This is a genomic window from Pseudomonas graminis, from assembly GCF_001705435.1.
GTDB lineage: Bacteria > Pseudomonadota > Gammaproteobacteria > Pseudomonadales > Pseudomonadaceae > Aquipseudomonas > Aquipseudomonas graminis_B.
The window spans coordinates 151,955-175,208 of the sequence record NZ_MDEN01000069.1 but is presented as its reverse complement, the minus strand read 5'-3'; the positions used below and the strand labels follow the sequence as shown (position 1 = coordinate 175,208).

Genomic DNA, 23,254 nt, shown 5'->3' with positions numbered 1-23,254 from the left:
CGCGGTCGGCGCGTTCAGCGTTCTGGAATCACCCATGACCCAAGTCGATTTTTACATTCTGCCGAGTGCCGACCCTGTCGCGCGCCTGGACTTCGCCTGCAAACTCACCGACAAGGCCTGGCGCCTCGGCCATCGGGTGTACCTGCATTGCAGCGATGCCGGGCAACGCGAGGAGCTGGACGCCCGACTGTGGCGCTTCCGGGGCGAAGCGTTCGTGCCCCATGGCTCGGTCGAAGACGATCAGGACGCTCCGGTGGCGCTGGGTATCGGCAGCGACGCCGGCCAACATCAGGACCTGCTGGTCAATCTTGACCTGCGCATCCCGGAATTCTTCAAACGATTCGCGCGTGTCGCCGAGATCGTTGTCGAGGATCCAGCCATCCGCCTCGCGGCACGCGAGAGTTTTCGCTTCTACCGCGAACAGGGCTATCCTCTGCAAGATCACCGGCTGCAGCGTCTTTGAGCACACGATGGATAATTCAAAACACCTGAAAGATTCAGCGCACCTGCTGGATGACCTCGAATCGATTCGCCAGCTGTTGGGCGATGACCCGGCCCAGCCTCCCCTGCTGACCGAGTCCGTGCACAGCGACGAGCAGATCCCGCTGCTGTTCGACGTGGTTACCGGCCAGGTCGTGACGCTTGATGAGCACGAAGCCGATCTCAATGACATTCCCCTGCTCACGCCCGAGCCGGTCGCGGCGGTTACACCTGCCGCACCTGCGGCCAACGCGTCGACCTCCAAGGCGCCGAACGCTGACGCGCTGCTGCACCTGGATGGGGAACTGCGTGCCGCTGCGCAGTTGATCATGCAAGACGTGATCGACGACTTCGCCCCGCACATCGAGAACGAGATCAAACGCCGTCTGGATGCGCGGATGGAAAGGCTGCTGAGCCAATACAGCAGCTGAACCCGTGTTTCTTTCCCGACCCGGGATCGCGGGCAAGAGCAGTCCTACAGATGCCCGCGCCGATTCCGGGCATCACCGCTCGTAGCACCCGACCTAGCGCTTGTAGCTTGACGCCGCCTTGAAAAGCTATACTCGTCGGCTTTTCCGACTCAAAGCAGATCAGGTTCCCGCCTCGCATGGACAAGACCTACCAGCCGCACGCCATCGAAACTTCCTGGTACCAGACCTGGGAGTCCGAAAACTATTTCGCTCCGCAAGGCGCGGGCGACTCGTACACCATCATGATTCCGCCGCCGAACGTCACCGGCAGCCTGCACATGGGCCACGGTTTCAATAACGCGATCATGGACGCCCTGATCCGCTTCCGCCGCATGCAGGGTCGCAACACCCTGTGGCAGCCGGGCACCGACCACGCCGGTATCGCCACGCAGATGCTGGTGGAGCGCCAACTCGAAGCCCTGGGTCAGAGCCGTCACGATCTGGGTCGCGACCAATTTCTCGAAAAAGTCTGGGAGTGGAAGGATCAGTCCGGTGGCAACATCAGCCGCCAGATCCGTCGCCTGGGCTCGTCGGTCGACTGGAGCCGCGAGCGCTTCACGATGGACGACGGCTTGTCCGAAGCCGTTAAGGAAGCCTTCGTGCGCCTGCACGAAGACGGCCTGATCTACCGTGGCAAGCGGCTGGTCAACTGGGACACCAAGCTGCACACCGCAATCTCCGACCTCGAAGTGGAAAACCACGACGAGAAGGGCCACCTGTGGAACCTGCGCTACCCGTTGGCCGATGGCGCAAAGACCGCTGAAGGTCTGGACTATCTGATCGTCGCGACGACCCGCCCGGAAACCATGCTCGGTGATGCGGCCGTTGCCGTGAACCCGAACGATGAGCGCTACAAGGCGCTGATCGGCCAGTTCGTTGAGCTGCCGCTGGTAGGCCGTCGCATCCCGATCATCGCGGACGACTATTGCGACCCTGAGTTCGGCACCGGCTGCGTGAAGATCACCCCGGCCCACGACTTCAACGACTACGACGTCGGCAAGCGCCACAACCTGCCGCTGCTGAACATCTTCGACAAGAACGCTGCCGTTCTGCCCGCTGCCCAGGTATTCAACCTCGACGGCACGCTGAACGACACCGTCGATGGCACCCTCCCCGCCGAATACGCCGGCCTCGACCGCTTCGAAGCGCGCAAGCAGATCGTGGCTGCGTTCGACGCCGCCGGCCTTTTGGTCAGCGTTGACGACCACGCCTTGAAAGTACCGAAGGGCGACCGCTCCGGGACCATCATCGAGCCGTGGCTGACGGATCAGTGGTACGTGTCGACCAAGCCGCTGGCCGAACCTGCCATCGCCGCCGTTGAAGATGGCCGCATCGCCTTCGTGCCCAAGCAATACGAAAACATGTACTTCTCCTGGATGCGCGACATCCAGGACTGGTGCATCAGCCGTCAGCTCTGGTGGGGCCACCGCATTCCGGCCTGGTACGACGAGTCCGGCAAGGTCTACGTCGGCCGCGACGAAGCCGAAGTCCGCGCCAAGCACAACCTCGGTCCTGATGTTGCCCTGCAGCAGGACAACGACGTGCTCGACACCTGGTTCAGTTCCGGCCTGTGGACGTTCTCCACCCTGGGCTGGCCGGAGCAGACCGATTTCCTGAAAACCTTCCACCCGACCGACGTGCTGGTTACCGGTTTCGACATCATTTTCTTCTGGGTCGCCCGGATGATCATGCTCACCATGCACTTGGTGAAGAACGAAGACGGCACGGCGCAGGTGCCGTTCAAGACCGTGTACGTTCACGGTCTGGTGCGAGATGGCCAAGGCCAGAAGATGTCCAAGTCCAAGGGCAACGTCCTTGATCCCCTGGACATCATCGACGGCATCGAGCTTGAAGCCCTGGTGCAGAAACGCACCTCCGGCATGATGCAGCCCAAGCTGGCCAAGAAGATCGAGAAGCAGACCCGCGACGAATTCGCCGACGGCATCGCCAGCTACGGCACCGATGCCCTGCGCTTCACCTTCTGCTCGCTGGCCTCCACGGGCCGTGACATCAAGTTCGACATGGGCCGCGTCGAAGGCTATCGCAACTTCTGCAACAAGATCTGGAACGCCGCGCGCTACGTCCTCGACAAGGGCGAGGACTGCGGTCAGAACGGCGAGGCGTTCGAGCTCTCGCTGCCGGATCGCTGGATCATCTCGCAGCTGCAGCGCACTGAAGCCGAAGTAACCCGCCAGCTGGATCAGTTCCGTTTCGACCTCGCGGCGCAGGCGCTGTACGAGTTCATCTGGAACCAGTATTGCGACTGGTACCTGGAGCTGTCCAAGCCGGTTCTGTGGGACGAGACGGCGCCGATCGAGCGTCAGCGCGGCACCCGTCGCACGTTGGTGCGCGTGCTGGAAGTCGCACTGCGTCTGGCGCATCCGTTCATGCCCTTCATCACCGAAGAAATCTGGCAGCGCCTCGCGCCGCTGGCCGGCGTTGAAGGCAAGACCATCATGCTGCAACCGTGGCCGGTGGCGAATGAAGCGCGCATCGACGTCGCAGCAGAAGGCGACATCGAGTGGCTCAAGAGCCTGATGCTCGGCGTGCGCAATATCCGTGGCGAAATGAACATCGGCCCGGGCAAGCCGCTGCAGCTGTTCCTCAAGAACGTCAGCGCCGAAGACCAACGCCGCCTGAACGAGAACGAGCACCTGCTGAAGAAGCTGGCCAAGCTTGAATCGTTCACCGTGCTGGAAGCCGGCGCTGAGGCACCCCTGTCGGCGACCGCACTGGTCGGTGAGATGGAAGTGCTGGTGCCGATGGCCGGCCTGATCGACAAGGACGCCGAACTGGCGCGTCTGGACAAGGAAATCCAGCGTCTGCAGGGTGAAGTACAGCGGGTGGGTGGCAAGCTGTCCAATGCCGCGTTCGTCGATAAGGCGCCGCCTGAGGTAATCGCCAAGGAACGCGCGAAGATGGCCGAAGCCGAACAGGCGCTGGGCAAACTGGCAGAGCAGCACGCGCGGATCGCGAGCCTGTAATCCGATCAAATCAGCCGGCCTGAATTGCAGGCCGGTTGACGACCATGACCCCTGTAGGAGTGAGCTTGCTCGCGATATCGGTCTATCAGCAACCTAACCGTTGACTGACACACGATGATCGCGAGCAAGCTCACGCCTACAGGGGTTGTGCTTTCATGAGAATGCATCACCGATGACCAGCCCCGACGCCCCCAAACCGCCACGCAATCCCCCGCGCAAGAAAGCCAAACCTGCTCAACAGGCCAAGCCTTCCACGCCACGCGAGAAAGCCACTCTGCACCCGCGCAACCGCCATCAAGGCCATTACGACTTTCCGCGCCTGATCAAAGGCAGCCCTGAACTGGGCACGTTTGTGATCCTCAACCCCTATGGCAAAGAAAGCATCGATTTTGCCAACCCTGCAGCCGTGAGGGTGTTCAACCGCGCCTTGCTTAAAGCGTTCTACGGCATTGCCCATTGGGATATTCCGGCGGACTACCTTTGCCCGCCAATCCCGGGACGGGCGGACTACCTGCACTTTCTCGCGGATCTGCTGGCGGAACGCAACGACGGGGTCATACCGCGCGGGGCGTCCGTCACTGCGCTGGACATTGGCACCGGCGCCAACTGCATCTACCCGCTGATCGGTCAGGGCGAGTACGGCTGGTCGTTCCTGGGCTCGGACATCGACAAGGTCGCCCTTGCCTCGGCAACGACCATCGTCAAAGCCAACGGCTTGAGCAAGAGCATCAGCTGTCGGCATCAGACTGACCAAAAGCACATCCTGACCCACTTGCTGCAGCCCGATGAGCGCTTCGACATCAGCGTGTGTAACCCGCCCTTCCACGCTTCCGCTGAGGAGGCGTTGAGCGGCAGCCAGCGCAAATGGCGAGCCCTTGGCAAGGCAGACCCCAAACGCAAATTGCCGGTGCTGAATTTCGGCGGTCAGGCGGCGGAGTTGTGGTGCGAAGGGGGCGAGGCGCGCTTTGTGACGCAGTTGATCAGCGAAAGTGCGCACGTCGCGAAACAGGTGCTGTGGTTCAGCACGCTGGTGTCCAAAGCGTCGAATCTGCCGCTGATTCAGAGCGCGCTGAAAAAAGCCGGTGCGGTCGAAAGCCAGACGGTCGAAATGGGGCAAGGGCAGAAGCAGAGTCGCTTCGTTGCCTGGACCTTCCAGGACAAGCCGCAGCAAGCCGCCTGGCGGGCAACGCGTTGGGTTTCACCGCGCTAGGTAGCCGACGACCGAAGCGATAACCGAATCGCAGGCACAAAAAAACCGTGTCCGGATCGCTCCGTCACACGGTTTCCTCAACCAAGCAGCGTTTTCGCTTACTTGTTGACCGAGTCAGTCAGTACTTTGGCTGGTACGAACTTGACCACTTTCTTGGCGGCGATTTCGATGGCTGCGCCAGTCGAAGGGTTGCGGCCAGTGCGTGCTGGACGCTCGGTGACTTTCAGTTTGCCGATGCCTGGCAGAGTGATTTCACTACCGTTTTCCAGTTGGTCAGCGACGATTTGACCCAATTGGTCGAGAGCGTTGCGCGCGGTGGTTTTCGGCGCGTCGATTGCTTCTGCGATATCGGCGATCAATTGGTCTTTAGTCAGAGCCATGGTGGTGTTCCTTCCCTATCAAATTCGAATGGTTTGCAGAGTGTGGTACAGACGCGAAATGTAGATACTGTAAACGGCCTTTGGTTCGGCCGAACGCCCACAAACTGCACGCCTGGCGCGCTTGGGCGCTCAGGACCGGGCAAAACTAGCACAGCGCAACGCAAATATCCGCCCCTACCTACCCATTTGGTCAGCTTTATCGCCCGAGAGGCGTAAAAAAGTCATATTAATGGGCTCAGGTCAGCGTTTTCGGCCCTTCCAGAGCGTTCCGCACCCCGTCTGCGGTACACTTGCCGACTTTCGCACGGGCCTGGTCTGGTCCCGTTCAGTTCCACTTCAGCCGCCGAGAATTCCATGCCGATCCGTCACGCCATCGTCCACCTGATCGACAAAAAACCTGACGGCACGCCCGCCGTGCTCCATGCCCGGGACTCGGAACTCGCCGAATCGCAGGCCATCGAGAACATGCTGGCGGACCTTAACGAGAGCTATAACGCTAAACAGGGCAAGGCCTGGGGTTTATTCCATGCCGAATCCGGCGCGCACCCGTTCAGTGGCTGGCTGAAGGAATACCTGGATCAGGGCAAGGATTTCACCCAGTTCAGCCGCATCGCGGTCGAGCATCTGCAGAAGCTGATGGAAGAGTCGAACCTGTCGGTCGGCGGCCACGTACTGTTTGCGCACTATCACCAAGGCATGACCGAGTACTTGGCAATCGCGTTGCTGCACCACAGCGAAGGCGTGGCGGTAAACGAGGCGCTGGACGTGACGCCGTCCCGGCATCTGGACCTGGGTCAACTGCACCTTGCGGCCCGTATCAATATTTCCGAGTGGCAGAACAACAAAGCGTCCAAGCAGTACATCTCGTTTATCAAAGGCAAGAACGGCAAGAAGGTTTCCGAGTACTTCCGCGACTTCATCGGTTGTCAGGAAGGCGTCGACGGACCGGGCGAGACCCGCACCCTGCTCAAGGCTTTCAGTGATTTTGTCGAGAGCGAAGACCTCCCGGAAGAATCGACCCGCGAGAAAACCAAGGCGCTGGTCGACTACGCGAGCAGCCAGAGCAAAATGGGCGAGCCCATCGCCCTGGAAGAGTTGTCGGGCCTGATCGACGAGGATCGCCCGCGGGCTTTCTACGATCACATCCGCAACAAGGATTACGGCCTGTCGCCCGAGATCCCGGCCGATAAGCGCACGCTCAATCAGTTCCGTCGCTTCACTGGCCGCGCCGAAGGTCTGTCGATCAGCTTTGAAGCGCACCTGCTGGGCGACAAGATTGAGTACGACGAAGAGAAAGGCACGCTGATCATCAAAGGGCTGCCCACTCAGTTGACCGATCAGCTCAAACGCCGCTGACCCCTGCCGAGGAGCCGAGACCCACATGTTCGTTCGTACCCTGAAGAAGTGCTTGCTCGTCATGCTGGTGGTGGTCGTCTACCAGAACTGGGGCAAAATCGAAAACCTGGTTCACCCCTCCTCCGCGTTGTCGGAGCAGGCGCAGGCCAATGCGAAGGTGACGTTGTACGCCACGGACTGGTGTGGCTACTGCAAACAGACCCGGCGCTTTCTCGACAGCCAGGGCATTCGCTACACCGAGTACGATATCGAGAAAGACGCCGCAGGGCGCAAAGCCTATGAAGCACTGGGTGGCCGCGGCATTCCCCTGATCGACGTGAATGGGACGTTGATCAGGGGGTTTAGCGAAGAGCAGATTCTGGCGGCGTTGAAGTAGGCGCGCTAGGCTGAATCGGGCGTCTGCGCCAGTCTACTGATATCTCAGTCCTGAAAGACGTTGGGAAGCCGATACAGCGCCTCATTTTAATACGCTTCCCACATAGGCCCTCCAGCGACAGCGGCAATCGCCGTTCGCTATAACATTCAAGCTGAATACTCTCGCCAGCGCCGCAATCGTTAGTTTATTTCGCGATGTAAAGCCCACGCCTATAACCCTGCCGCTGCCACAAACACGCAACGTCGAAATCAACAACCTTACTTGTAATCGCCAATAGCGATTAAAAGGCAGCTCACGGAAACTCACCCTCCTGTCAGCGGGCATTCGGTCTTAAATTACAGATTTGACAAACATCCGGAAGATTACTTAATTCAAATAAATCTTACTCTGATGGATCAGACGTCATGAAGACTCTTCCCGGCGCACTCGCCTTGCTTTTATCTTTTTTAGTGGGTTGCAGTACCGCCGTGCGTCAAGCCGACCCCCCTGAAGCCAACGTCCCTCAAACCAACAGAAGTGTGGCGCCTCGTGTGGCTAGCACCTATATCTACAACCCCCCCCTTGCGCCATCGGTGGGCTTGCCTCTACTGAATAAAAACTACAATGACAACTCAACAGCGTGCAGCGGAAACCAGCCGTTATTTCGATGCTCAGGCGTGTTTTTAAGAACTGTCGATAACGGCAACTTCGACCCCTGGACTGCCAGCTCGAGTGCCAATGCGCTCGGTTCCTCATCCTTCACCTGGCTGAGGCACGACCTGAGTACCAAAACCCTTTATCACCGCGCCGGATACATCCGGATGAACCCCGACGACATCAATAAGTATTACTCCGACGGACAGGCCAACTGGTCCGGGGTCAATTGCCTTTATCCTTTTGACGCCTACACGGTCAGAAAACCCCGAAACTATAACGGGTGTGACTTTGAGCGCGCACCGGGTGCACCCGGCACCCCCAACCCAGCCCATTACATTGTCTGGGGCTCATGCGACAACAAACTCGGCTATACCACCGCTGCCCAATGGAATGCTCACTATCAAAGCAACGGCCAAACTGAGTATTCGCAGTGTTCCTGGTCGTCCGGCAAAACCAGCAACTGGATGGCGATGATTGCTTCCCATGAAAGCTTTCCGGCCAAAACATCGTGGAACGAGATTCTGGTGCCGACGGTTGGAGTCATCGAAGATGTTTTAGTGATGGCGTTTTTCTACGACGCCAATAAACCCGGAGCGCGCGATGACGCTCGGGCTTTCCAGTCCAAATTGGCAAGCAAAAAAGCCAGACGAGTGCCCATCTACTCCATCAACTTTAATGCCGCACCCTCGAGTCGTTTCGGGTACTCGGCGAGTGACCAGATTGCTTATCCGTGAAGGCAATGACGTTATCGAACGCTGAGCAACTTCATGCACGGCGCTCATTCCACATACCAGGACTATCAACGCGCTAGAAGGATTCCGGCCATGATCCGTCAATTAACAAGTCGCTATATGTTAATGCTCACGCTGATACTGAGCGCTTGCTCCAATCAGCCCCTTCCCCCGATGGAGCCACCACCGCCTGCGCCATCAACAACACAGGCGCCGGCCTATGCTCCCCGCGCACAGTTGCAGAAACCCGAGCAAGTTATCGCCGACGTCAATAAAAACTACAAAGAAACCATCACGGATTGCCGTGAGTACGGTACCAACAAACCACGCGGTCATTATTATTGCAGCGGCGTAACGTTGCGGACCGTGGACGACGGTAATTTCAATCCCTGGATGTACAGCTCAAACTCCCTGGCGATAGGCGCGACTTCTTATTCATGGCTACGCAGAGGCGTGATTCAGACCCGGTTGTACCATCCTGCAGGGTTTATCCTGCGCAACCGCATTGATGCCATTGCATACGGTCTTCCGGGGCTGGAATCCGGCTTTATCTGTCTGTATCCCTATGACGCGTCGACGTCGACCGCCAACGGCCATAAGGGCTGCGGCTACCGGGGCAAGCGGTACCCGCCCAGCGCACCAGCGAAGCCTGACGATGATAATTCTGCCTACGCGTGGGGTTCTTGCGAAGGCATGAACATCACCACCGCAACCCAATGGGATCAACACTTTCAAAGCGTTGGCCAACAGATGTACAGACAGTGTTCCTGGAACATCGACAGTCAGCACGGCTGGAACAACATGATTGCCTCCAGAGACGACTTCCCTCAGCTCCAGTCGATCTGGAACGAAATACTGCTCAACAATTTAGGCGATGGCGGGCAGATGCCAAAGTACATCGCCGCCTATTTTTATGACGTGAGCAAGGCGGGAGGGCTGGCCGCCGCCCGAAACTTTCAGGTGAAGATGAATAACGCCGGCTACAACGTGCCAATCCTGCGGCTGAACTTCGCCAATGCCGGCGGGGATATCTTCAGCTACAGCGCTGCGGACCAGGCCGTTGCGCAGTAGCTGAAACACCCCGGCTCATGAATGACGAGCCGGGGTCTGTTTTCAGGCGGCTTTGATTTGAAAACCAACGCGCGGGAAGTGCACATGTACGACGCCTGCGCGTTCATCTTCACGACGCAGGATGATCTCTTCGCGCCCGCTGAACACCAACTCTCCCGCCACCGCGTCAACGCCGTAATCCACGGCAGACACGGTGACCTGCTGGCCGACGGTGAAACCATTGGGATCGGTGAACGCTTCGTTGGGCACCGGCGCCGGGGTAGCCGCACGCGCGATTTCAACGGCATCGCCCGAACTCAACTCGCTCGGTGCACCATGGCCGAATCCAATAACGCGCTCGTACCACCTCAACACCGCCGGGTAGGCGTCCACGAGGGGGGATGTGACAGGCGTTTGCTTCAGGAACCACAGGGTATGGGCCACCGAGAAATCGGCAATCGAGGGCGCGCCCAAGAGGAAATCACCGTTGCGCTCCAGCTGGGTTTCCAGACGCGCCATCAGCGTCGGCCATTGATGCTGCGCCACTTCCAGCGGCACGCGATTGGCGCTGCCGCCATCGAACAGCGTGGCGCGGTCGGCAATGAATGCCTTCACAGCCTCAGGCGGGACTTTGGCGAAACGCACAGCGAGGGAGGCCGGTTGAAACACCAGGCTGACAGCGTGCAGGAACAGCACCGAATCCGCCCAGGCCGCGAGGCTGGCCGCCGTGAACTCCTGACCTTCGGGATAAAAGGTCGGCGAAGACTTTTCCTGCTCCAGCCGGCGCGCGATCAACGCGGTGTCGCAGTAGATATCGGCGCCCACTTGCAGAACCGGGGTTTTGCGATAGCCGCCGGTGAGGGGCATGAGGTCGGGCTTTGGCATGATCGACGGGATGTTGACCGAGCGCCATGACAGGCCTTTGAAACCCAGCATCAACCGGGCTTTTTCGGCGAACAGGGACGTCGGGTAATGGTGCAGGATAAGTTCTGACATTGCGCTCGAGGCCTCTTCTAGGGAGCGCTGAGCCTAATGCCTCTATGCGGGTGCGTCGAGTGACGACACTGCCAATTTAGACACTCGCGATAACCGTAGTCAGCGTTATCGCAAGATGATCCAAGGAACTACTCACCGATAGGACTGGAGACGCCTAGGCTTTGGTTATCACCATGGAAGGAATAACCAAATGAAAATCCTCATAACAGCCCTGATCGTCAGCTCACTGGTTACAGGCTGCCAATCCGCCACTCCGCAAAGCCCTGCACGCCTTGAGACGCACGCGTCTTATGCGGCGCAAGGAAAACAATCGTCTGAGGCTTTGGTGGCCTCTCTTAACCGCCAGTACAACGACATCAACGAGGACTGCAGAGAAATCGGCACCGATCTTCGTCGTGGTCATTACTACTGCAGTGGATTAATCGTAAGGGGGACTACAGACGGCGACTACTTGCCCTGGACACATAGTCCGAATTCGATGAATCGAGGCGCGACGTCGTTTTCCTGGATACGCCGGGACGCCCACCCTAAGTGGTCCGTGATGCGTCAAGCTGGCTTCATACTGCGCAACGCGGTAGAAGGTCATCGTCTGGGCTTGCCAGGTTACGACGCTGGCTTCATCTGCCTGTTTCCAAAAGACGCAGGTACCGGACAGAATGTGAGGCACAATGGGTGTGTACCGAGGGAACCGGGGAATGGGGTGCATCGCGTCTATCCGCAGCCTAAGGCGACCCATAAGAATAGTGAATACGCGTGGGGCTCATGCGAAAGCTTCGGCATTACTACGCTAGAAGGATGGATTGCCTATACCGGCGACATGCAGTTCTCCAGTTCGACGCAGTGTTCCTGGAATGCAGATAGCCAGAAAGGATGGCGTAACTCGATCGCCATGCAGGAACACTACCCTTTATGGGATATTGCCTGGAATGAACTACTGATGGCCACCGTGGATGATGGGTATGGCCTGAAAGACCTGATCTCTGCGGTTTTCGTCGACTCAGTCGACTCAGCTCATTACGATAGCGGCATCGAAACGGCGCGAAACTTTCAGCGAAAGCTTGTTGCCAACGGTAGCTATGCGCCGATCGTGCGCATGGACCTTAGCTCAGAGCAGCCATTTTCGTACCATCAAGAAGATCAAGTCATTGCGCGGTGAAGGATGGCTGACCGCCGCTTGGCCCACTGCAGACCAGTATTTCCTTGGCGCTTTTACGCAGCTTTTTGATCAGGCGCTCCTGCCGCAACGCGTCGCCTTTGTCGCGACAGGCCTCGACGTAAACCAGCGCCACCGCCGGGCTGGAGCTGAAGAAACGCGCGCCTTTGCCGCTCTGATGTTGAGCGAATCGGCGCTGCGGGTCATTGCTGATACCGCAGTACAAAGAACCGTTGGCCGCGCGCACCAAGTACACGAACCAGGATTTGACCGGCACGGCTTCGGGCACAGGTGCGGTGGCGATTTCGGCGTCAGACATGCAGGACCGTGGCGCATTAGCGAGGGGAGCGGATTTTAACAAAGCGTCAGCGACTGGCCTGAAAAGCCTTCAGCCCTTTCTGGCCCTGTGCACGGATGGCATTTTGCACAAACGGCGCCCAGCCCAGCAATGCACCTCGCGTACCGAGGGCCTGACGCGCCCAGCGCCACAGATCGAACTGATCGTGGTGTTCGCAGATCTTGCCGTCGCGAAAAACAAACCGCGCCTGGATGTCGTTGACCACCGTGCGGCCGGTCTGGCTGAACAGGTAGGTCGCGACCCAGTGGGCAGCGCCCGTCGTGGCGTCGGCACGGACGTGATCGAACACCACCGAAAAGTCACGGGCGCGGGACGTCAGCATGCGCCACATGTCGCCGGCATCCCGCCCGTGCAACTCGCCAAACACCGGGTCGGAAAACACCACGTCTTCGCTGTAGCACGCGGCCATCGCCTCGGCGTCCAGACGACTGAACGCCTCGTAAAAGCGCGTGATCAGCGCGCTGTTGTGTTCGCTGGTAAAGGTCTCGCTCATGGGAACGCCGTCCATGGAAATAGGATGCATGCACGATAAGCGGCCGCACTGCGTTTTGCCACGAGCATTCGCAGGGGAAATGCCGGCCCTCAGACTTTCTCGCTGGTGACGCCCACGTACAGGGCGCGCCCGGCGCCAAGGCCAGCGATGATTGCGGCGATGCCGATGATGCCGAAGATCCAGCCCACCGAGTCCCAGTTGCCGGTCCAGTCATGCACGACGCCCACCGCGAAAGGCCCGAGCGACGCCAGGGTGTAGCCGAAGCCCTGGGCCATGCTCGACAGGTTGGCGGCGACGTGGGAGTCCCGCGAGCGCAACACGATCAGGGTCAGCGCCAGGCTGAACGTCCCGCCCTGGCCCAGCCCAAGCACGATGGCCCAGGCCCACAATTGCTCAAGCGGTGCATACAGACAGCCGAACAGACCCGCCAGGGTCAGCAGCATCACCAGCACAATCGCGACCCGCTGATCCTTGCCTCGCGTTGCCAGCCATGGCGCGGTGAGCGAGCTGACCAGTTGCACCATGATCGAACCGGACAACAGCAGCCCGGCTTCAGTGGCAGTCAGTCCGCGCCCGATGAGGATCGACGGCAGCCAGCCAAACACGATGTAGGCCAGCGACGATTGCAGCCCCATATAAAGGGTGACTTGCCAGGCCAGAGGATCGCGGCGCAAACCGCGCACCCGGTAGGCCACCTGATGCTGACCATGACGCTGACGCGTTTGCGGCCACCAGAAGATCGCGGCGAGAATCGCCGGCACGATCCAGAAGCCCAGGCCTAAGGTCCAATCGCTGCCATTGCCGTTACCCAGCGCCTCGCTCAACGGAACCGTTGAACCCGCCGCAACGGCAGCGCCCAGGCACAGCGCCATGGTGTACACGCCCGTCATGGCGCCGGCATGTTTGGCGAAGTCGCGTTTGACGATGCCGGGCAGCAATACCCCGATGATACCAATGCTGGCCCCGGCCATGATGCTGCCCGCAAACAGACCGAACTCGCCGAGCGAGCTGCGTAGAACGATCCCGCACGCCAGGGTCAGCAGAATGCCGAGTACCACGCGCTCGCTGCCGAACCGTCGCGCAAGAATCGGCGCAAGCGGTGCAAACAGGCCCAGACACAACACCGGCAGCGTGGTCAGCAAGCCGGCCGTGGCCGCAGAAAGCCCCAGGCTTCGTGACACTTCGCTCAATAATGGCGCCATGCTCGACAACGCCGGACGCAGGTTCAGCGCCACCAGGACCAGGCCCAACAACAGGAACCACGGGCGCTTCAGGACGGGATGTAGCTGCTGAACTTGCTCGTCATCGGCTTCTGCATCAATCAGCAGCTCGTCGATGTCGTGAGGGGTCGAAGCATTGGAACGGGAACTGCTCGCCGTCGGCGCCTTGGTCGTCATGGGATTCTCGTGGGGGCAGGAGGATGTAGCAGCGCATTGCGCAAAGCGGTAATCCTGTTGGAGATCGGCAGAGAACACAAGTTTTACGGGGATTGGGTACAGTTTTGCGGTGTCGTAAGCCCACACCCCTCAAACATGATGACGCCGCTGATCTATCTGCCAGCAATCTCCCACAAAGTAAAAAACCCGGGCACTTGGGCCCGGGCTCTTTGTGAAGCGGCTACTGACTCAGTGCAGAATCTGACTCAGGAACAGGCGCGTGCGATCACTCTGCGGATTATCGAAGAAGTCGTTTGGCGCGGCTTGTTCGACGATTTCGCCTTTGTCCATGAAGATCACGCGGTTGGCCACGGTGCGGGCGAAGCCCATTTCGTGGGTCACGCAGAGCATGGTCATGCCCTCTTCCGCCAGGCCGACCATGGTGTCGAGCACCTCTTTCACCATTTCCGGGTCGAGGGCCGAGGTCGGCTCGTCGAACAGCATGATCTTCGGCTTCATGCACAGCGCGCGGGCGATCGCCACACGCTGTTGCTGACCGCCGGAGAGCTGACCCGGGTATTTGTGGGCCTGCTCCGGAATACGCACGCGCTCCAGATAATGCATGGCAATTTCTTCGGCCTTGCGCTTGGGCATCTTGCGCACCCACATCGGCGCCAGCGTGCAGTTCTGCAGGATGGTCAGGTGCGGGAACAGGTTGAAGTGCTGGAACACCATGCCGACTTCGCGACGAATCGTCTCGATCTGCTTCAAGTCCGAGGTCAACTCGGTGCCATCGACCACGATGCGACCCTGCTGGTGTTCTTCCAGACGATTGAGGCAGCGAATGGTCGTCGACTTGCCCGAACCCGACGGACCGCACAACACGATGCGCTCGCCCTGACGCACGTTCAGGTTGATGTCTTTCAACACGTGGAACTGGCCGTACCACTTGTGCACGCCCTCCATCCGGATCATGCCTTCGGCGCCCAGAGGCTTACTGATAGCTTCACTCATCACAAAACTCCTAACGCTTGTGGCCTGTGTCCAACTTACGCTCCAAATGCATGGAGTAGCGGGACATGCCGAAACAGAAGATCCAGAACACCAGGGCCGCGAACACGTAACCCTCGGTCGCCATGCCAAGCCACTTGGGGTCGGCGGCAGCTTGTTTGACGCTGTTGAGCAGGTCGAACAGGCCGATGATGATCACAAGGCTCGTGTCCTTGAACAACGCGATCACGGTGTTGACCAGACCGGGAATGACCAGCTTCAAGGCCTGCGGCAGAATCACCAGCCCCATACGCCGCCAGTAACCGAGACCCATGGCCGCAGCCGCTTCGTACTGACCTTTCGGAATGGCCTGCATGCCGCCTCGAACCACCTCGGCCACGTACGCCGACTGAAACAGGATCACGCCGATCAGTGCGCGCAGCAGTTTGTCGAAGTTCATGCCTTCAGGCAGGAACAACGGCAGCATCACCGACGACATGAACAGCACAGTGATCAGTGGAACGCCTCGCCAGAACTCGATGAACGTCACGCACATCACGCGGATGGCCGGCATTTCGGAGCGACGCCCCAAGGCCAGCACCACACCCAGCGGCAACGCGCCGGCGATACCCACCGTGGCGATCACCAGGGTCAGCATCAAGCCGCCCCACTGGCTGGTGGCGACCTGATCCAGGCCGAACACGCCGCCATGCAGCAGAAAGTACGCAACGATCGGGTAGATGAACAGAAACGACAGGCCGTAGATCGCCTTGCGCGGCATCACCTTGATGAACAGCGGCGCCACGCCGATGATCGCCAGCCAGACGGTCAGATCAACCCTCCAGCGCAGTGCCTGCGGGTAGTAGCCGTACATGAACTGGCCGAAGCGCTGTTCGATGAACACCCAGCAGGCGCCGGCCTTGGTGCAGTCGGCGCGCGTGGTGCCGACCCAGTTGGCATCGAAGATGGCCCAGCTCAGCAGCGGTGGAACAACCAGCCAGATCAGGTAGATCGCGAACAGGGTCAACAGCGTGTTGATCCAGCTCGAGAACAGGTTCTGGCGCATCCATGCCACCGGGCCGAAGACTTTGCTCGGCGGTGGCATGTCGGGTTTGAAAGTATGGGATGTCATGCGCGTTTCCTCACCGCTCGATCAGCGCAATGCGCTTGTTGTACCAGTTCATCAGCAGGGAAATGCTGATACTGATCGCCAGGTACACGCTCATGGTGATGGCAATGACTTCGATGGCCTGACCGGTCTGGTTGAGCACGGTACCGGCGAACAGCGAAACCATTTCCGGGTAACCGATACCGGCGGCCAGCGAGGAGTTCTTCGCCAGGTTCAGGTATTGGCTGGTCAATGGCGGGATGATCACCCGCAGCGCCTGCGGAATGATGACCTTGCGCAGCGTCGGGCCTGGACGCAGGCCCAGCGAGCGAGCTGCTTCAGTCTGGCCATGGCTCACGGACTTGATGCCCGAGCGCACGATTTCGGCGATGAATGCCGCCGTGTAAACCGTCAGGGCCAGCGTCAGCGCCAGCAGTTCAGGGATCAACACCCAGCCGCCCACGAAGTTGAAGCCCTTCAGCTCGGGCAGTTCCCAATGCACCGGTGCACCGAAGACCAGCGCGCAGAGCGCAGGAATCACGATGAACAGCCCAAGGCCCGCCCAGAACTTGTGAAACGGCACGCCCGTGGCTTCGAAGCGCTTGTTCGCCCAGCGCGTCATGAACACGATGGCGACAATGGCCAGTACCACGCTGATCACGAACGGCCACGCCGCATCGGTGGCAATCGCGGCCGGCATGTTCAGGCCACGGCTGCTGACGAAGAACGAACCGAGAAACCCGTGGGCAGCCCGCGGACCCGGCAGGGTCAGGAACACCGCGAAGTACCAGAACAGGATCTGCAGCAGCGGCGGAATGTTACGGAAGACTTCAACGTAAACCGTTGCCAGTTTGTTGATGATCCAGTTGTTGGACAAACGCGCGACGCCGACGATGAAGCCCAGCAGGGTCGCGAGGATCACGCCGATGAACGTCACCAGCAGCGTGTTGAGCAAACCGATCAGGAAAACCCGCGCGTAGGTGTCCGACTCCGTGAACGGAATCAGGTGCTGCGCGATGCCGAAGCCGGCACTGTTTTCAAGGAAACCGAAACCTGAGGTGATACCCCGGTGTTGCAGGTTGGTCTGGGTGTTATCGAACAGATACCAACCCATCGCGACTACGGCGACAACTGTAATTATCTGAAATAGCCACGCACGCACTTTAGGGTCGCTGAGGCTGAGCCTCTGCTTGGGTGCGCTGATTTGATTTTGCATGGAGTGCCCCGGAAGAAATGCAACAAAGCGCCCGGCTACGATTTACGCAGCCGGGCGCAGGTCAATCAACGCACTGGTGGTGCGTATTGAATGCCGCCAGCGTTCCACAGAGCGTTCTGACCGCGAGCAATCTCCAGAGGAGTGCCTGCGCCCAGGTTCTTCTCGAACATTTCGCCGTAGTTACCGACTTGCTTGACGACCTGCACGACCCAGTCTTTCTTCAGCTTCAGCTGAGTACCGTAGTCGCCGTCGGCACCCAGCAAGCGGGCCACGTCAGGGTTCTTGGTCGACTTGGCTTCGGCTTCAACGTTTTTCGAGGTGACGCCTGCTTCTTCCGCGTTCAGCAGCGCGTAGCCGACCCAGCGAACGATGGTGCTGAAGTCTTCATCGCCACGGGCGACAACCGGGCCCAGCGGTTCTTTGGAGATGGTTTCAGGCAGAACGACGTAGTCCTTCGGCGAGGCCAGCTTGGAGCGCTGTGCGTAGAGCTGGGATTTGTCGGAGGTCAGTACGTCGCAACGACCGGATTCCAGCGACTTGGCGCTTTCATCGGAGGTGTCGAACGTGATCGGGGTGTACTTGAGGTTGTTGGCGCGGAAGTAGTCCGACACGTTCAGCTCAGTGGTGGTACCGGCTTGAATACAGATGGTCGCGCCGTCCAGCTCCTTGGCACTTTTCACGCCCAGCTTGCTGTTGGCCAGGAAGCCAACGCCGTCGTAATAAGTGACGAAGCCCGGGAACACCAGACCCATGCTCGCGTCGCGGGAGCTGGTCCAGGTGGTGTTACGCGACAGAATGTCGATTTCGCCGGACTGCAGCGCAGTGAAACGCTCTTTGGCGTTCAGCTGGCTGAATTTGACCTTGGTCGCGTCGCCAAACACTGCGGCAGCAACAGCGCGGCAGAAGTCGGCGTCGATGCCCTGGATCTTGCCGCTTGCGTCCGGAACCGAGAAGCCTGGCAGACCGTCACTGACGCCGCACTGAATAAAGCCCTTCTTCTGAATGGCGTCCAGCTTGGCACCCGCTTGAGCGAACCCGGTCAGACCGAGCGCTGCAGCGGCGGCCACTACAGCCAGGGTGGATTTCAACATCTTCATTCGAACCTCCAGTTTGCTCTTTGTTGTGTAGGAGCCTCAGCCCCGTCGCACCCTTGTGAGGCATTCATGACCCGTGCTGGCTTGTTTTTGGGTCATGCGACGTTGAACCCGTTTACCGCCACCGGCGCCAGGCATCTGGTCATCGCGTGTTCGGCATGTGGCGAGTCCAGCAGACTGAAGCCCCATGATGTCCTTGAACCCCGAGGTTCAAAGCGAATCGTGCCGGGAATCCTGTTCGATGATTCCTTGCTGCCTCTGACGCAACACTCGGCTGTCTGCTTGATAGCCTATTAGTGTTACCGCCCGAGGTGAGCGCCTTCACTCCGCGGGTTGTGTAGCAAAGCCCGTACCACCATGCTGGCAATGTCGAATTAGCGACAGGTCAAGATCAAAACTTGTAACCTTGCGACATCTTTCAAACGCCGCCAACAGCCCGACGCACCGCCTTAAAGCGCTGCGCCGACGGCATCGCACACTAATGGAGCACACATGACTGAACCGTTGATCCTCGAACCGGAATTGGCAGTCGATGCCTGCGTGATCTGGCTGCACGGCCTGGGGGCTGATCGCTACGATTTCCTGCCGGTGGCAGAGATGCTGCAGAAGACGCTGAAGACCACGCGCTTCGTACTGCCGCAGGCACCGACCCGGGCCGTGACCATCAACGGTGGCTACGCAATGCCCAGCTGGTATGACATCAAGGCCATGAGCCCGGCCCGCGCCATCGACAGCGACGAGCTGGAAGGCTCGGCGCAAGACGTCATCAAGCTGATCGAACAGCAGCGCGACAGCGGCATCGACCCGGCCCGAACCTTCCTGGCCGGGTTTTCCCAAGGCGGCGCCGTGGTGTTGCACACCGCCTTCCTTCGCTGGGAAGGCCCCCTTGGCGGCGTGCTCGCGCTGTCCACGTACGCACCGACGTTCGGCGACGAGATGAGCCTGTCCGCCAGCCAGCAACGCATCCCGGCCTATTGCTTGCACGGCAGCAATGACCCGGTGGTTCTGCATGCCATGGGCCGCGCGGCTTACGAACATCTGGAAGCGCAGGGCGTCACCGTGACATGGCAGGAATACCCAATGGAGCACGAAGTGTTACCGCAGGAAATTTCCGACATAGGTGTCTGGCTCGCGGATAAGCTTCGCTAGTCCACTCATTTGATCCTTCCAATTGCGCTGCGGATTTGCTAGGACACTACGCTGCGCCGGGTTCTTGCTTTACACTCCCCGGCGTACATTCCTAAATCAATCGATGAGATCACCGTGCTCAAAGCACTTAAAAAGATGTTCGGAAAAAGCGAGGCTGAGCCGCTCGCGCCGGCTGCTCCCCTCCCCGTCCCCCAGCGCCAGACCGAAACTGTCTCGCGGGAACCGTCAGCAGCAGAAGTGCACGCGCCAGTGCCAGAGCATTCGGCAGCCGCTGCGCCGGTCGTTACTTCGCCTACCAGGGCAGAACGCCCGCGCCGTGAACGTGCGCCCAAGCCCGTCGTCATTCCCTGGAAACCCGAAGACTTCGTCGTCGAACCCCAGGAAGGCAAAACCCGCTTCCACGATTTCCCTCTCGCCCCCGAACTGATGCACGCCATTCAGGACCTGGGTTTCCCGTACTGCACGCCGATCCAGGCGGGCGTTCTGGGTTACACCCTCAAAGGCCGCGATGCCATCGGCCGCGCCCAGACCGGCACCGGCAAGACCGCCGCGTTCCTGATTTCCATCATCACGCAGCTGACTCAGACGCCTCCGCCGAAAGAGCGCTACATGGGTGAACCCCGCGCGCTGATCATTGCGCCGACTCGCGAGCTGGTGGTGCAGATCGCCAAGGACGCCGAGGCGCTGACCAAATACACCGACCTCAACGTGATGACGTTTGTTGGTGGCATGGATTTCGACAAGCAGCTCAAACACCTCGAAGCGCGCCACTGCGACATTCTGGTCGCCACGCCGGGCCGTTTGCTGGACTTCGCCCAGCGCGGCGAAGTGCACCTGGACATGGTTGAAGTCATGGTGCTGGACGAAGCCGACCGCATGCTCGACATGGGCTTCATCCCTCAAGTGCGCTCGATCATTCGCCAGACCCCGCACAAGGGCGAGCGCCAGACGCTGCTGTTCTCTGCCACTTTCACCGACGACGTGATGAACCTGGCCAAGCAGTGGACGACAGAACCGGCGATCGTCGAGATCGAGTCGCTGAACGTCGCCAGCGATACCGTCGAGCAACACATTTATGCCGTCGCCGGCGCCGACAAATACAAGCTGCTGTTCAACCTGATCAACGACCACGGTTGGGAGCGGGTGATGGTCTTCGCCAACCGCAAGGATGAAGTGCGGCGTATCGAGGAGCGCCTCGTGCGTGACGGCATCAATGCCGCGCAGCTCTCAGGCGACGTGCCCCAGCACAAGCGCATCAAAACGCTGGAAGGTTTCCGGGAAGGCAAGATTCGCGTGCTGGTGGCCACCGACGTCGCGGGTCGAGGGATTCACATCGACGGCATCAGCCACGTGATCAACTTCACCCTGCCGGAAGTACCGGACGACTACGTACACCGCATCGGCCGGACCGGTCGTGCGGGTGCAGATGGCGTGTCGATCAGCTTCGCCGGTGAAGACGATTCGTATCAGCTGCCGTCGATCGAAGAAAAGCTGGGTCGCAAGATCAGCTGCGAAACGCCATCGACCGTGTTGCTGCGGCCAGTCGTGCGCGTGCAGCGGGCGGTTCCTGCGGCGGAGTAAGCCGCAAAAAAAAAGCGCAACCCTGGAAGGGGTTGCGCTTTTTTTGTGCCTGATCGGTGTCAGTCAGTGCCGTAACGAGGCGAACGCGGGCCATATAACAGACCTGCGGGTTTGCCGGCCGAGAGCAAACGCTGGCTGGCGATACCGGCGATAGGATGGCCTGCATCGGTTGAGCTGTTGATGATCTGCTTGACTGCCGCAGTGATCAGCATGCCAACCAAGCCGCCGCCGCTATTGTTGCCGCCTTCATCACTGGACGCACTGGCAGTGCCGGTCCACAGCGTCGTTCCGCTGCGCAGGTCGACCAGCTTGGCGGTGGCCGCCACGATCGTTTGACTGCTGATGACCATGTAACTGGTGCCGTACTGCGTCACCTTGACGTACATCGCCGCATCCGCACCGAAGATTTCCCGCAGTTTGGCCGGGGATGTTTCCTGAATCTCGTTTGCGCTGGTCAGGCCGTTCTGCTTGAACGTCTCGTCGACCAGTGCCACTGGCAAGACGTAGTAACCGGCCTCCGCCAGCGGGAACGTGACTTGGGACAGCAGGCTGTATGTCGCCTTGACGTCGGGTGACTCGTTAACCGGTGGCAGCACCAGGATCGAGCGGGGTTTGCTTTCCTTGAAGGCCGAATAATCGACGGTCTTCGGCGCTACGCAGCCGCCCAGCAGGGTGGCTGCAAGCAGGCTGGCGGCCAGCGTCAGATAACGTGCGCTCATTTGGAGGCGACTCCTGTCTTGACGTTTCTAAGCAGAAAATCCATGTAGGTCGCCGACTCGGGGAACAGCCCCTTCTCGGTCCGAAACTCCTGCACCATCTGATCATCCTTGCCCAGACTGCCGTACAACATGCCCAACTGAGCGTGGTAGCCCGGTGGCGGATTGCCGTTGGTGGAACGTATCTTCTGCAGGTCTTCCTCCAGCTTGGCGACTTGCGCCTCTTTGGATTCACCCTTGAAGTATTCGTAGACCTCGGGCTGATAACTGCCCCACTGGTACAGGGTTTTGAGTTGTTGAGCGCAGCCGGCAAGCCACAGGCTTGCTGCCGCCATCGCGATCAACCGGAACTGACGGGTACTGTTTTGCATGTGAAACGAACTCCCTGTAGTGATCAGTTGGCAACCGGCTTCCAGCCACCGGCATCAATCGCCCGCACCATGTTGTTGACGGCTTCGCGCATGGCCAGATCCAGCACCTTGCCGTTGAGCGTCGAGTCATAGCTGGCAGTCCCGCCGAAACCGATGACCTCGCGGTTGGACAACTGATACTCGCCCGCGCCCTGAGTGGAATACACCACCTCGGACGTGCTGATGTTGACGATATTCAAGGCGACCTTGGCGTAGGCGATCTGGGACTTGCCACGACCCAGCAAACCAAACAGTTGCTGGTCTCCTACTTCTTTACGGCCAAACTCTGTGACGTCACCGGTCACCACATAATCAGCCCCACGGAGCCGCTGCGTTGTCTTTTTGATCGCCGCTTCCTGGCCGATCTCGGCCATGTTGTCGCGGTCCAGCACGTTGAAGCGATTGGTCTGCTGCATGTGGGTGATGAGAATGGTTTTGGCCTGTCCGCCAAGGCGGTCAACGCCGTCGGAAAAGATCCCGCGCATGTAGCTTGAACGGTTATCGAACTTGCCCACCGCGATCGGCGTACGTACGCCGGCGTAGGGAGTGTTGTAACTCTCGACCTTTTCCACCGGCATCGCCCGCGAGCTCTCCGTGGCACAACCGCTGACTACAACCAGCGTTGCCGCTGCCATCCCTGAAACGAACACCTGCTGCAATCGGTTCACACCCACACTCCGTATTTTCAGATTCATGTCCGTCCGTTGGCCTCAACTGCGCCTGCACAGGCACGGTTGATCGCCCGCAAGGTGCGGTGATTTGGGGCAAACGGAGGGGTTTTGACGAGATTGACGCGCAGGAACCGGAATACGGTTCCTGATAGACGAGCTCATTCCCTGAGGGATATCACAGTGATATCAATCCGGCCGCAATGCTAAGACGCCAGCTTACTGGCGTCAACCACTCTAAACAGCGCCTGTTTAACGGGCCTCTCAAACCGG

Annotated in this window: 22 protein-coding genes and 1 pseudogene; 11 read left to right on the top strand and 12 right to left on the bottom strand. The window is 59.5% G+C overall.

The features are described from left to right. Positions 1-34: 34 nt before the first annotated feature. The 4 genes from BBI10_RS22900 (at position 35) to rlmF (ending at position 5,144) form a co-directional block, all read left to right on the top strand. A complete protein-coding gene (locus BBI10_RS22900; RefSeq protein ID WP_065992007.1) occupies positions 35-463 on the top strand; it encodes a DNA polymerase III subunit chi in 429 nt (142 codons plus the stop codon). A 7-nt stretch (positions 464-470) separates the two neighbouring features. Further along, the gene (locus BBI10_RS22895; protein WP_065992005.1) at positions 471-911 is read left to right on the top strand and encodes a DNA polymerase III subunit chi; all 441 of its coding nucleotides are present in this window, start codon (positions 471-473) and stop codon (positions 909-911) included. Between the two features lie 176 nt (positions 912-1,087). After that, positions 1,088-3,934 (top strand): valine--tRNA ligase, encoded by a 2,847-nt coding sequence (locus BBI10_RS22890; RefSeq protein ID WP_065992001.1) that lies wholly within the window; start codon positions 1,088-1,090, stop codon positions 3,932-3,934. A 172-nt stretch (positions 3,935-4,106) separates the two neighbouring features. Continuing rightward, the gene (gene rlmF / locus BBI10_RS22885; RefSeq protein ID WP_065991999.1) at positions 4,107-5,144 is read left to right on the top strand and encodes a 23S rRNA (adenine(1618)-N(6))-methyltransferase RlmF; all 1,038 of its coding nucleotides are present in this window, start codon (positions 4,107-4,109) and stop codon (positions 5,142-5,144) included. Between the two features lie 98 nt (positions 5,145-5,242). Here rlmF and BBI10_RS22880 read toward each other — a convergent pair whose 3' ends face one another. Then, positions 5,243-5,524, bottom strand: a complete 282-nt coding sequence (locus BBI10_RS22880) for an HU family DNA-binding protein (protein WP_037014905.1) — start codon at positions 5,522-5,524, stop codon at positions 5,243-5,245. A 354-nt stretch (positions 5,525-5,878) separates the two neighbouring features. Between BBI10_RS22880 and yejK the strand changes: the two genes are divergently transcribed. The 4 genes from yejK to BBI10_RS22860 all read left to right on the top strand — a co-directional run bounded on the left by yejK (position 5,879) and on the right by BBI10_RS22860 (position 9,694). After that, entirely contained in the window at positions 5,879-6,880 is a 1,002-nt protein-coding gene (yejK, locus tag BBI10_RS22875) for a nucleoid-associated protein YejK (RefSeq protein ID WP_065991997.1), read from the top strand. A 25-nt stretch (positions 6,881-6,905) separates the two neighbouring features. Next, on the top strand, positions 6,906-7,256 hold the full coding sequence (locus BBI10_RS22870; protein ID WP_065991995.1) for a glutaredoxin family protein: 351 nt from the start codon (positions 6,906-6,908) through the stop codon (positions 7,254-7,256). Positions 7,257-7,660: 404 nt separating this feature from the next. After that, positions 7,661-8,626: a hypothetical protein gene (locus tag BBI10_RS27395; RefSeq protein ID WP_141695255.1), complete on the top strand. Its 966-nt coding sequence runs from the start codon at positions 7,661-7,663 to the stop codon at positions 8,624-8,626. A 90-nt stretch (positions 8,627-8,716) separates the two neighbouring features. Next, positions 8,717-9,694 (top strand): hypothetical protein, encoded by a 978-nt coding sequence (locus BBI10_RS22860; RefSeq protein ID WP_141695254.1) that lies wholly within the window; start codon positions 8,717-8,719, stop codon positions 9,692-9,694. A 42-nt stretch (positions 9,695-9,736) separates the two neighbouring features. On the opposite strand, the gene BBI10_RS22855 is transcribed toward BBI10_RS22860, so the two are convergent. Beyond that, on the bottom strand, positions 9,737-10,669 hold the full coding sequence (locus tag BBI10_RS22855; RefSeq protein ID WP_065991984.1) for a glutathione S-transferase family protein: 933 nt from the start codon (positions 10,667-10,669) through the stop codon (positions 9,737-9,739). A 190-nt stretch (positions 10,670-10,859) separates the two neighbouring features. Here BBI10_RS22855 and BBI10_RS22850 point away from each other — a divergent pair, with 190 nt between their 5' ends. Then, on the top strand, positions 10,860-11,825 hold the full coding sequence (locus BBI10_RS22850; RefSeq protein WP_065991982.1) for a hypothetical protein: 966 nt from the start codon (positions 10,860-10,862) through the stop codon (positions 11,823-11,825). Here the strand turns inward: BBI10_RS22850 and BBI10_RS22845 are convergent. The 7 genes from BBI10_RS22845 to BBI10_RS22815 form a co-directional block, all read right to left on the bottom strand. Then, positions 11,812-12,141, bottom strand: a complete 330-nt coding sequence (locus tag BBI10_RS22845) for a GIY-YIG nuclease family protein (RefSeq protein ID WP_065991980.1) — start codon at positions 12,139-12,141, stop codon at positions 11,812-11,814. The genes BBI10_RS22850 and BBI10_RS22845 overlap by 14 nt on opposite strands. Positions 12,142-12,187: 46 nt before the next feature. Beyond that, positions 12,188-12,673 carry a nuclear transport factor 2 family protein gene (locus tag BBI10_RS22840; RefSeq protein ID WP_065991979.1) on the bottom strand — a complete coding sequence of 162 codons (486 nt, stop codon included), beginning with the start codon at positions 12,671-12,673 and terminating at the stop codon, positions 12,188-12,190. 89 nt (positions 12,674-12,762) lie between these two features. Further along, entirely contained in the window at positions 12,763-14,070 is a 1,308-nt protein-coding gene (locus BBI10_RS22835; RefSeq protein WP_065991978.1) for a CynX/NimT family MFS transporter, read from the bottom strand. Positions 14,071-14,298: 228 nt separating this feature from the next. Then, positions 14,299-15,063, bottom strand: coding sequence for an amino acid ABC transporter ATP-binding protein (locus BBI10_RS22830; protein ID WP_037014923.1), 765 nt, complete (start codon positions 15,061-15,063; stop codon positions 14,299-14,301). A 10-nt stretch (positions 15,064-15,073) separates the two neighbouring features. Then, positions 15,074-16,171 carry an amino acid ABC transporter permease gene (locus BBI10_RS22825; RefSeq protein WP_065991976.1) on the bottom strand — a complete coding sequence of 366 codons (1,098 nt, stop codon included), beginning with the start codon at positions 16,169-16,171 and terminating at the stop codon, positions 15,074-15,076. Between the two features lie 10 nt (positions 16,172-16,181). After that, positions 16,182-17,363 (bottom strand): amino acid ABC transporter permease, encoded by a 1,182-nt coding sequence (locus tag BBI10_RS22820; protein WP_065991974.1) that lies wholly within the window; start codon positions 17,361-17,363, stop codon positions 16,182-16,184. Positions 17,364-17,428: 65 nt separating this feature from the next. Continuing rightward, positions 17,429-18,460 (bottom strand): amino acid ABC transporter substrate-binding protein, encoded by a 1,032-nt coding sequence (locus tag BBI10_RS22815; protein ID WP_065991973.1) that lies wholly within the window; start codon positions 18,458-18,460, stop codon positions 17,429-17,431. Positions 18,461-18,949: 489 nt separating this feature from the next. Between BBI10_RS22815 and BBI10_RS22810 the strand changes: the two genes are divergently transcribed. Both BBI10_RS22810 and rhlB read left to right on the top strand, forming a co-directional pair. Further along, positions 18,950-19,606, top strand: a complete 657-nt coding sequence (locus tag BBI10_RS22810) for an alpha/beta hydrolase (protein ID WP_065991962.1) — start codon at positions 18,950-18,952, stop codon at positions 19,604-19,606. 297 nt (positions 19,607-19,903) lie between these two features. After that, positions 19,904-21,187, top strand: a pseudogene (gene rhlB / locus BBI10_RS22805) (ATP-dependent RNA helicase RhlB); the annotation flags it as partial. A 59-nt stretch (positions 21,188-21,246) separates the two neighbouring features. Here the strand turns inward: rhlB and BBI10_RS22800 are convergent. From BBI10_RS22800 to BBI10_RS22790, 3 genes are read right to left on the bottom strand one after another with little or no spacing between them, the layout of a single operon-like run. Continuing rightward, the gene (locus BBI10_RS22800) at positions 21,247-21,906 is read right to left on the bottom strand and encodes a DUF799 domain-containing protein (protein WP_065991957.1); all 660 of its coding nucleotides are present in this window, start codon (positions 21,904-21,906) and stop codon (positions 21,247-21,249) included. Next, positions 21,903-22,274, bottom strand: coding sequence for a DUF4810 domain-containing protein (locus BBI10_RS22795; protein WP_065991955.1), 372 nt, complete (start codon positions 22,272-22,274; stop codon positions 21,903-21,905). Before BBI10_RS22795 ends, BBI10_RS22800 begins: the two co-directional genes overlap by 4 nt. Before the next feature lie 23 nt (positions 22,275-22,297). Beyond that, on the bottom strand, positions 22,298-22,948 hold the full coding sequence (locus BBI10_RS22790) for a CsgG/HfaB family protein (RefSeq protein ID WP_083233272.1): 651 nt from the start codon (positions 22,946-22,948) through the stop codon (positions 22,298-22,300). Positions 22,949-23,254 lie beyond the last annotated feature (306 nt).

Excerpts from the sequence above, each read along its gene's own strand:
- BBI10_RS22840 (WP_065991979.1), bottom strand. The coding sequence starts at position 12,673 with ATGAGCGAGACCTTTACCAGCGAACACAACAGCGCGCTGATCACGCGC.
- BBI10_RS22790 (WP_083233272.1), bottom strand. The coding sequence starts at position 22,948 with ATGGCAGCGGCAACGCTGGTTGTAGTCAGCGGTTGTGCCACGGAGAGC.
- BBI10_RS22810 (WP_065991962.1), top strand. The coding sequence starts at position 18,950 with ATGACTGAACCGTTGATCCTCGAACCGGAATTGGCAGTCGATGCCTGC.
- BBI10_RS22890 (WP_065992001.1), top strand. The coding sequence starts at position 1,088 with ATGGACAAGACCTACCAGCCGCACGCCATCGAAACTTCCTGGTACCAG.
- BBI10_RS22820 (WP_065991974.1), bottom strand. The coding sequence starts at position 17,363 with ATGCAAAATCAAATCAGCGCACCCAAGCAGAGGCTCAGCCTCAGCGAC.
- BBI10_RS22795 (WP_065991955.1), bottom strand. The coding sequence starts at position 22,274 with ATGCAAAACAGTACCCGTCAGTTCCGGTTGATCGCGATGGCGGCAGCA.
- rlmF (WP_065991999.1), top strand. The coding sequence starts at position 4,107 with ATGACCAGCCCCGACGCCCCCAAACCGCCACGCAATCCCCCGCGCAAG.
- yejK (WP_065991997.1), top strand. The coding sequence starts at position 5,879 with ATGCCGATCCGTCACGCCATCGTCCACCTGATCGACAAAAAACCTGAC.
- BBI10_RS22900 (WP_065992007.1), top strand. The coding sequence starts at position 35 with ATGACCCAAGTCGATTTTTACATTCTGCCGAGTGCCGACCCTGTCGCG.
- BBI10_RS22825 (WP_065991976.1), bottom strand. The coding sequence starts at position 16,171 with ATGACATCCCATACTTTCAAACCCGACATGCCACCGCCGAGCAAAGTC.
- BBI10_RS27395 (WP_141695255.1), top strand. The coding sequence starts at position 7,661 with ATGAAGACTCTTCCCGGCGCACTCGCCTTGCTTTTATCTTTTTTAGTG.
- BBI10_RS22835 (WP_065991978.1), bottom strand. The coding sequence starts at position 14,070 with ATGACGACCAAGGCGCCGACGGCGAGCAGTTCCCGTTCCAATGCTTCG.
- BBI10_RS22895 (WP_065992005.1), top strand. The coding sequence starts at position 471 with ATGGATAATTCAAAACACCTGAAAGATTCAGCGCACCTGCTGGATGAC.
- BBI10_RS22800 (WP_065991957.1), bottom strand. The coding sequence starts at position 21,906 with ATGAGCGCACGTTATCTGACGCTGGCCGCCAGCCTGCTTGCAGCCACC.
- BBI10_RS22830 (WP_037014923.1), bottom strand. The coding sequence starts at position 15,063 with ATGAGTGAAGCTATCAGTAAGCCTCTGGGCGCCGAAGGCATGATCCGG.
- BBI10_RS22845 (WP_065991980.1), bottom strand. The coding sequence starts at position 12,141 with ATGTCTGACGCCGAAATCGCCACCGCACCTGTGCCCGAAGCCGTGCCG.
- BBI10_RS22880 (WP_037014905.1), bottom strand. The coding sequence starts at position 5,524 with ATGGCTCTGACTAAAGACCAATTGATCGCCGATATCGCAGAAGCAATC.
- BBI10_RS22855 (WP_065991984.1), bottom strand. The coding sequence starts at position 10,669 with ATGTCAGAACTTATCCTGCACCATTACCCGACGTCCCTGTTCGCCGAA.
- BBI10_RS22870 (WP_065991995.1), top strand. The coding sequence starts at position 6,906 with ATGTTCGTTCGTACCCTGAAGAAGTGCTTGCTCGTCATGCTGGTGGTG.
- BBI10_RS22860 (WP_141695254.1), top strand. The coding sequence starts at position 8,717 with ATGATCCGTCAATTAACAAGTCGCTATATGTTAATGCTCACGCTGATA.
- BBI10_RS22815 (WP_065991973.1), bottom strand. The coding sequence starts at position 18,460 with ATGAAGATGTTGAAATCCACCCTGGCTGTAGTGGCCGCCGCTGCAGCG.
- BBI10_RS22850 (WP_065991982.1), top strand. The coding sequence starts at position 10,860 with ATGAAAATCCTCATAACAGCCCTGATCGTCAGCTCACTGGTTACAGGC.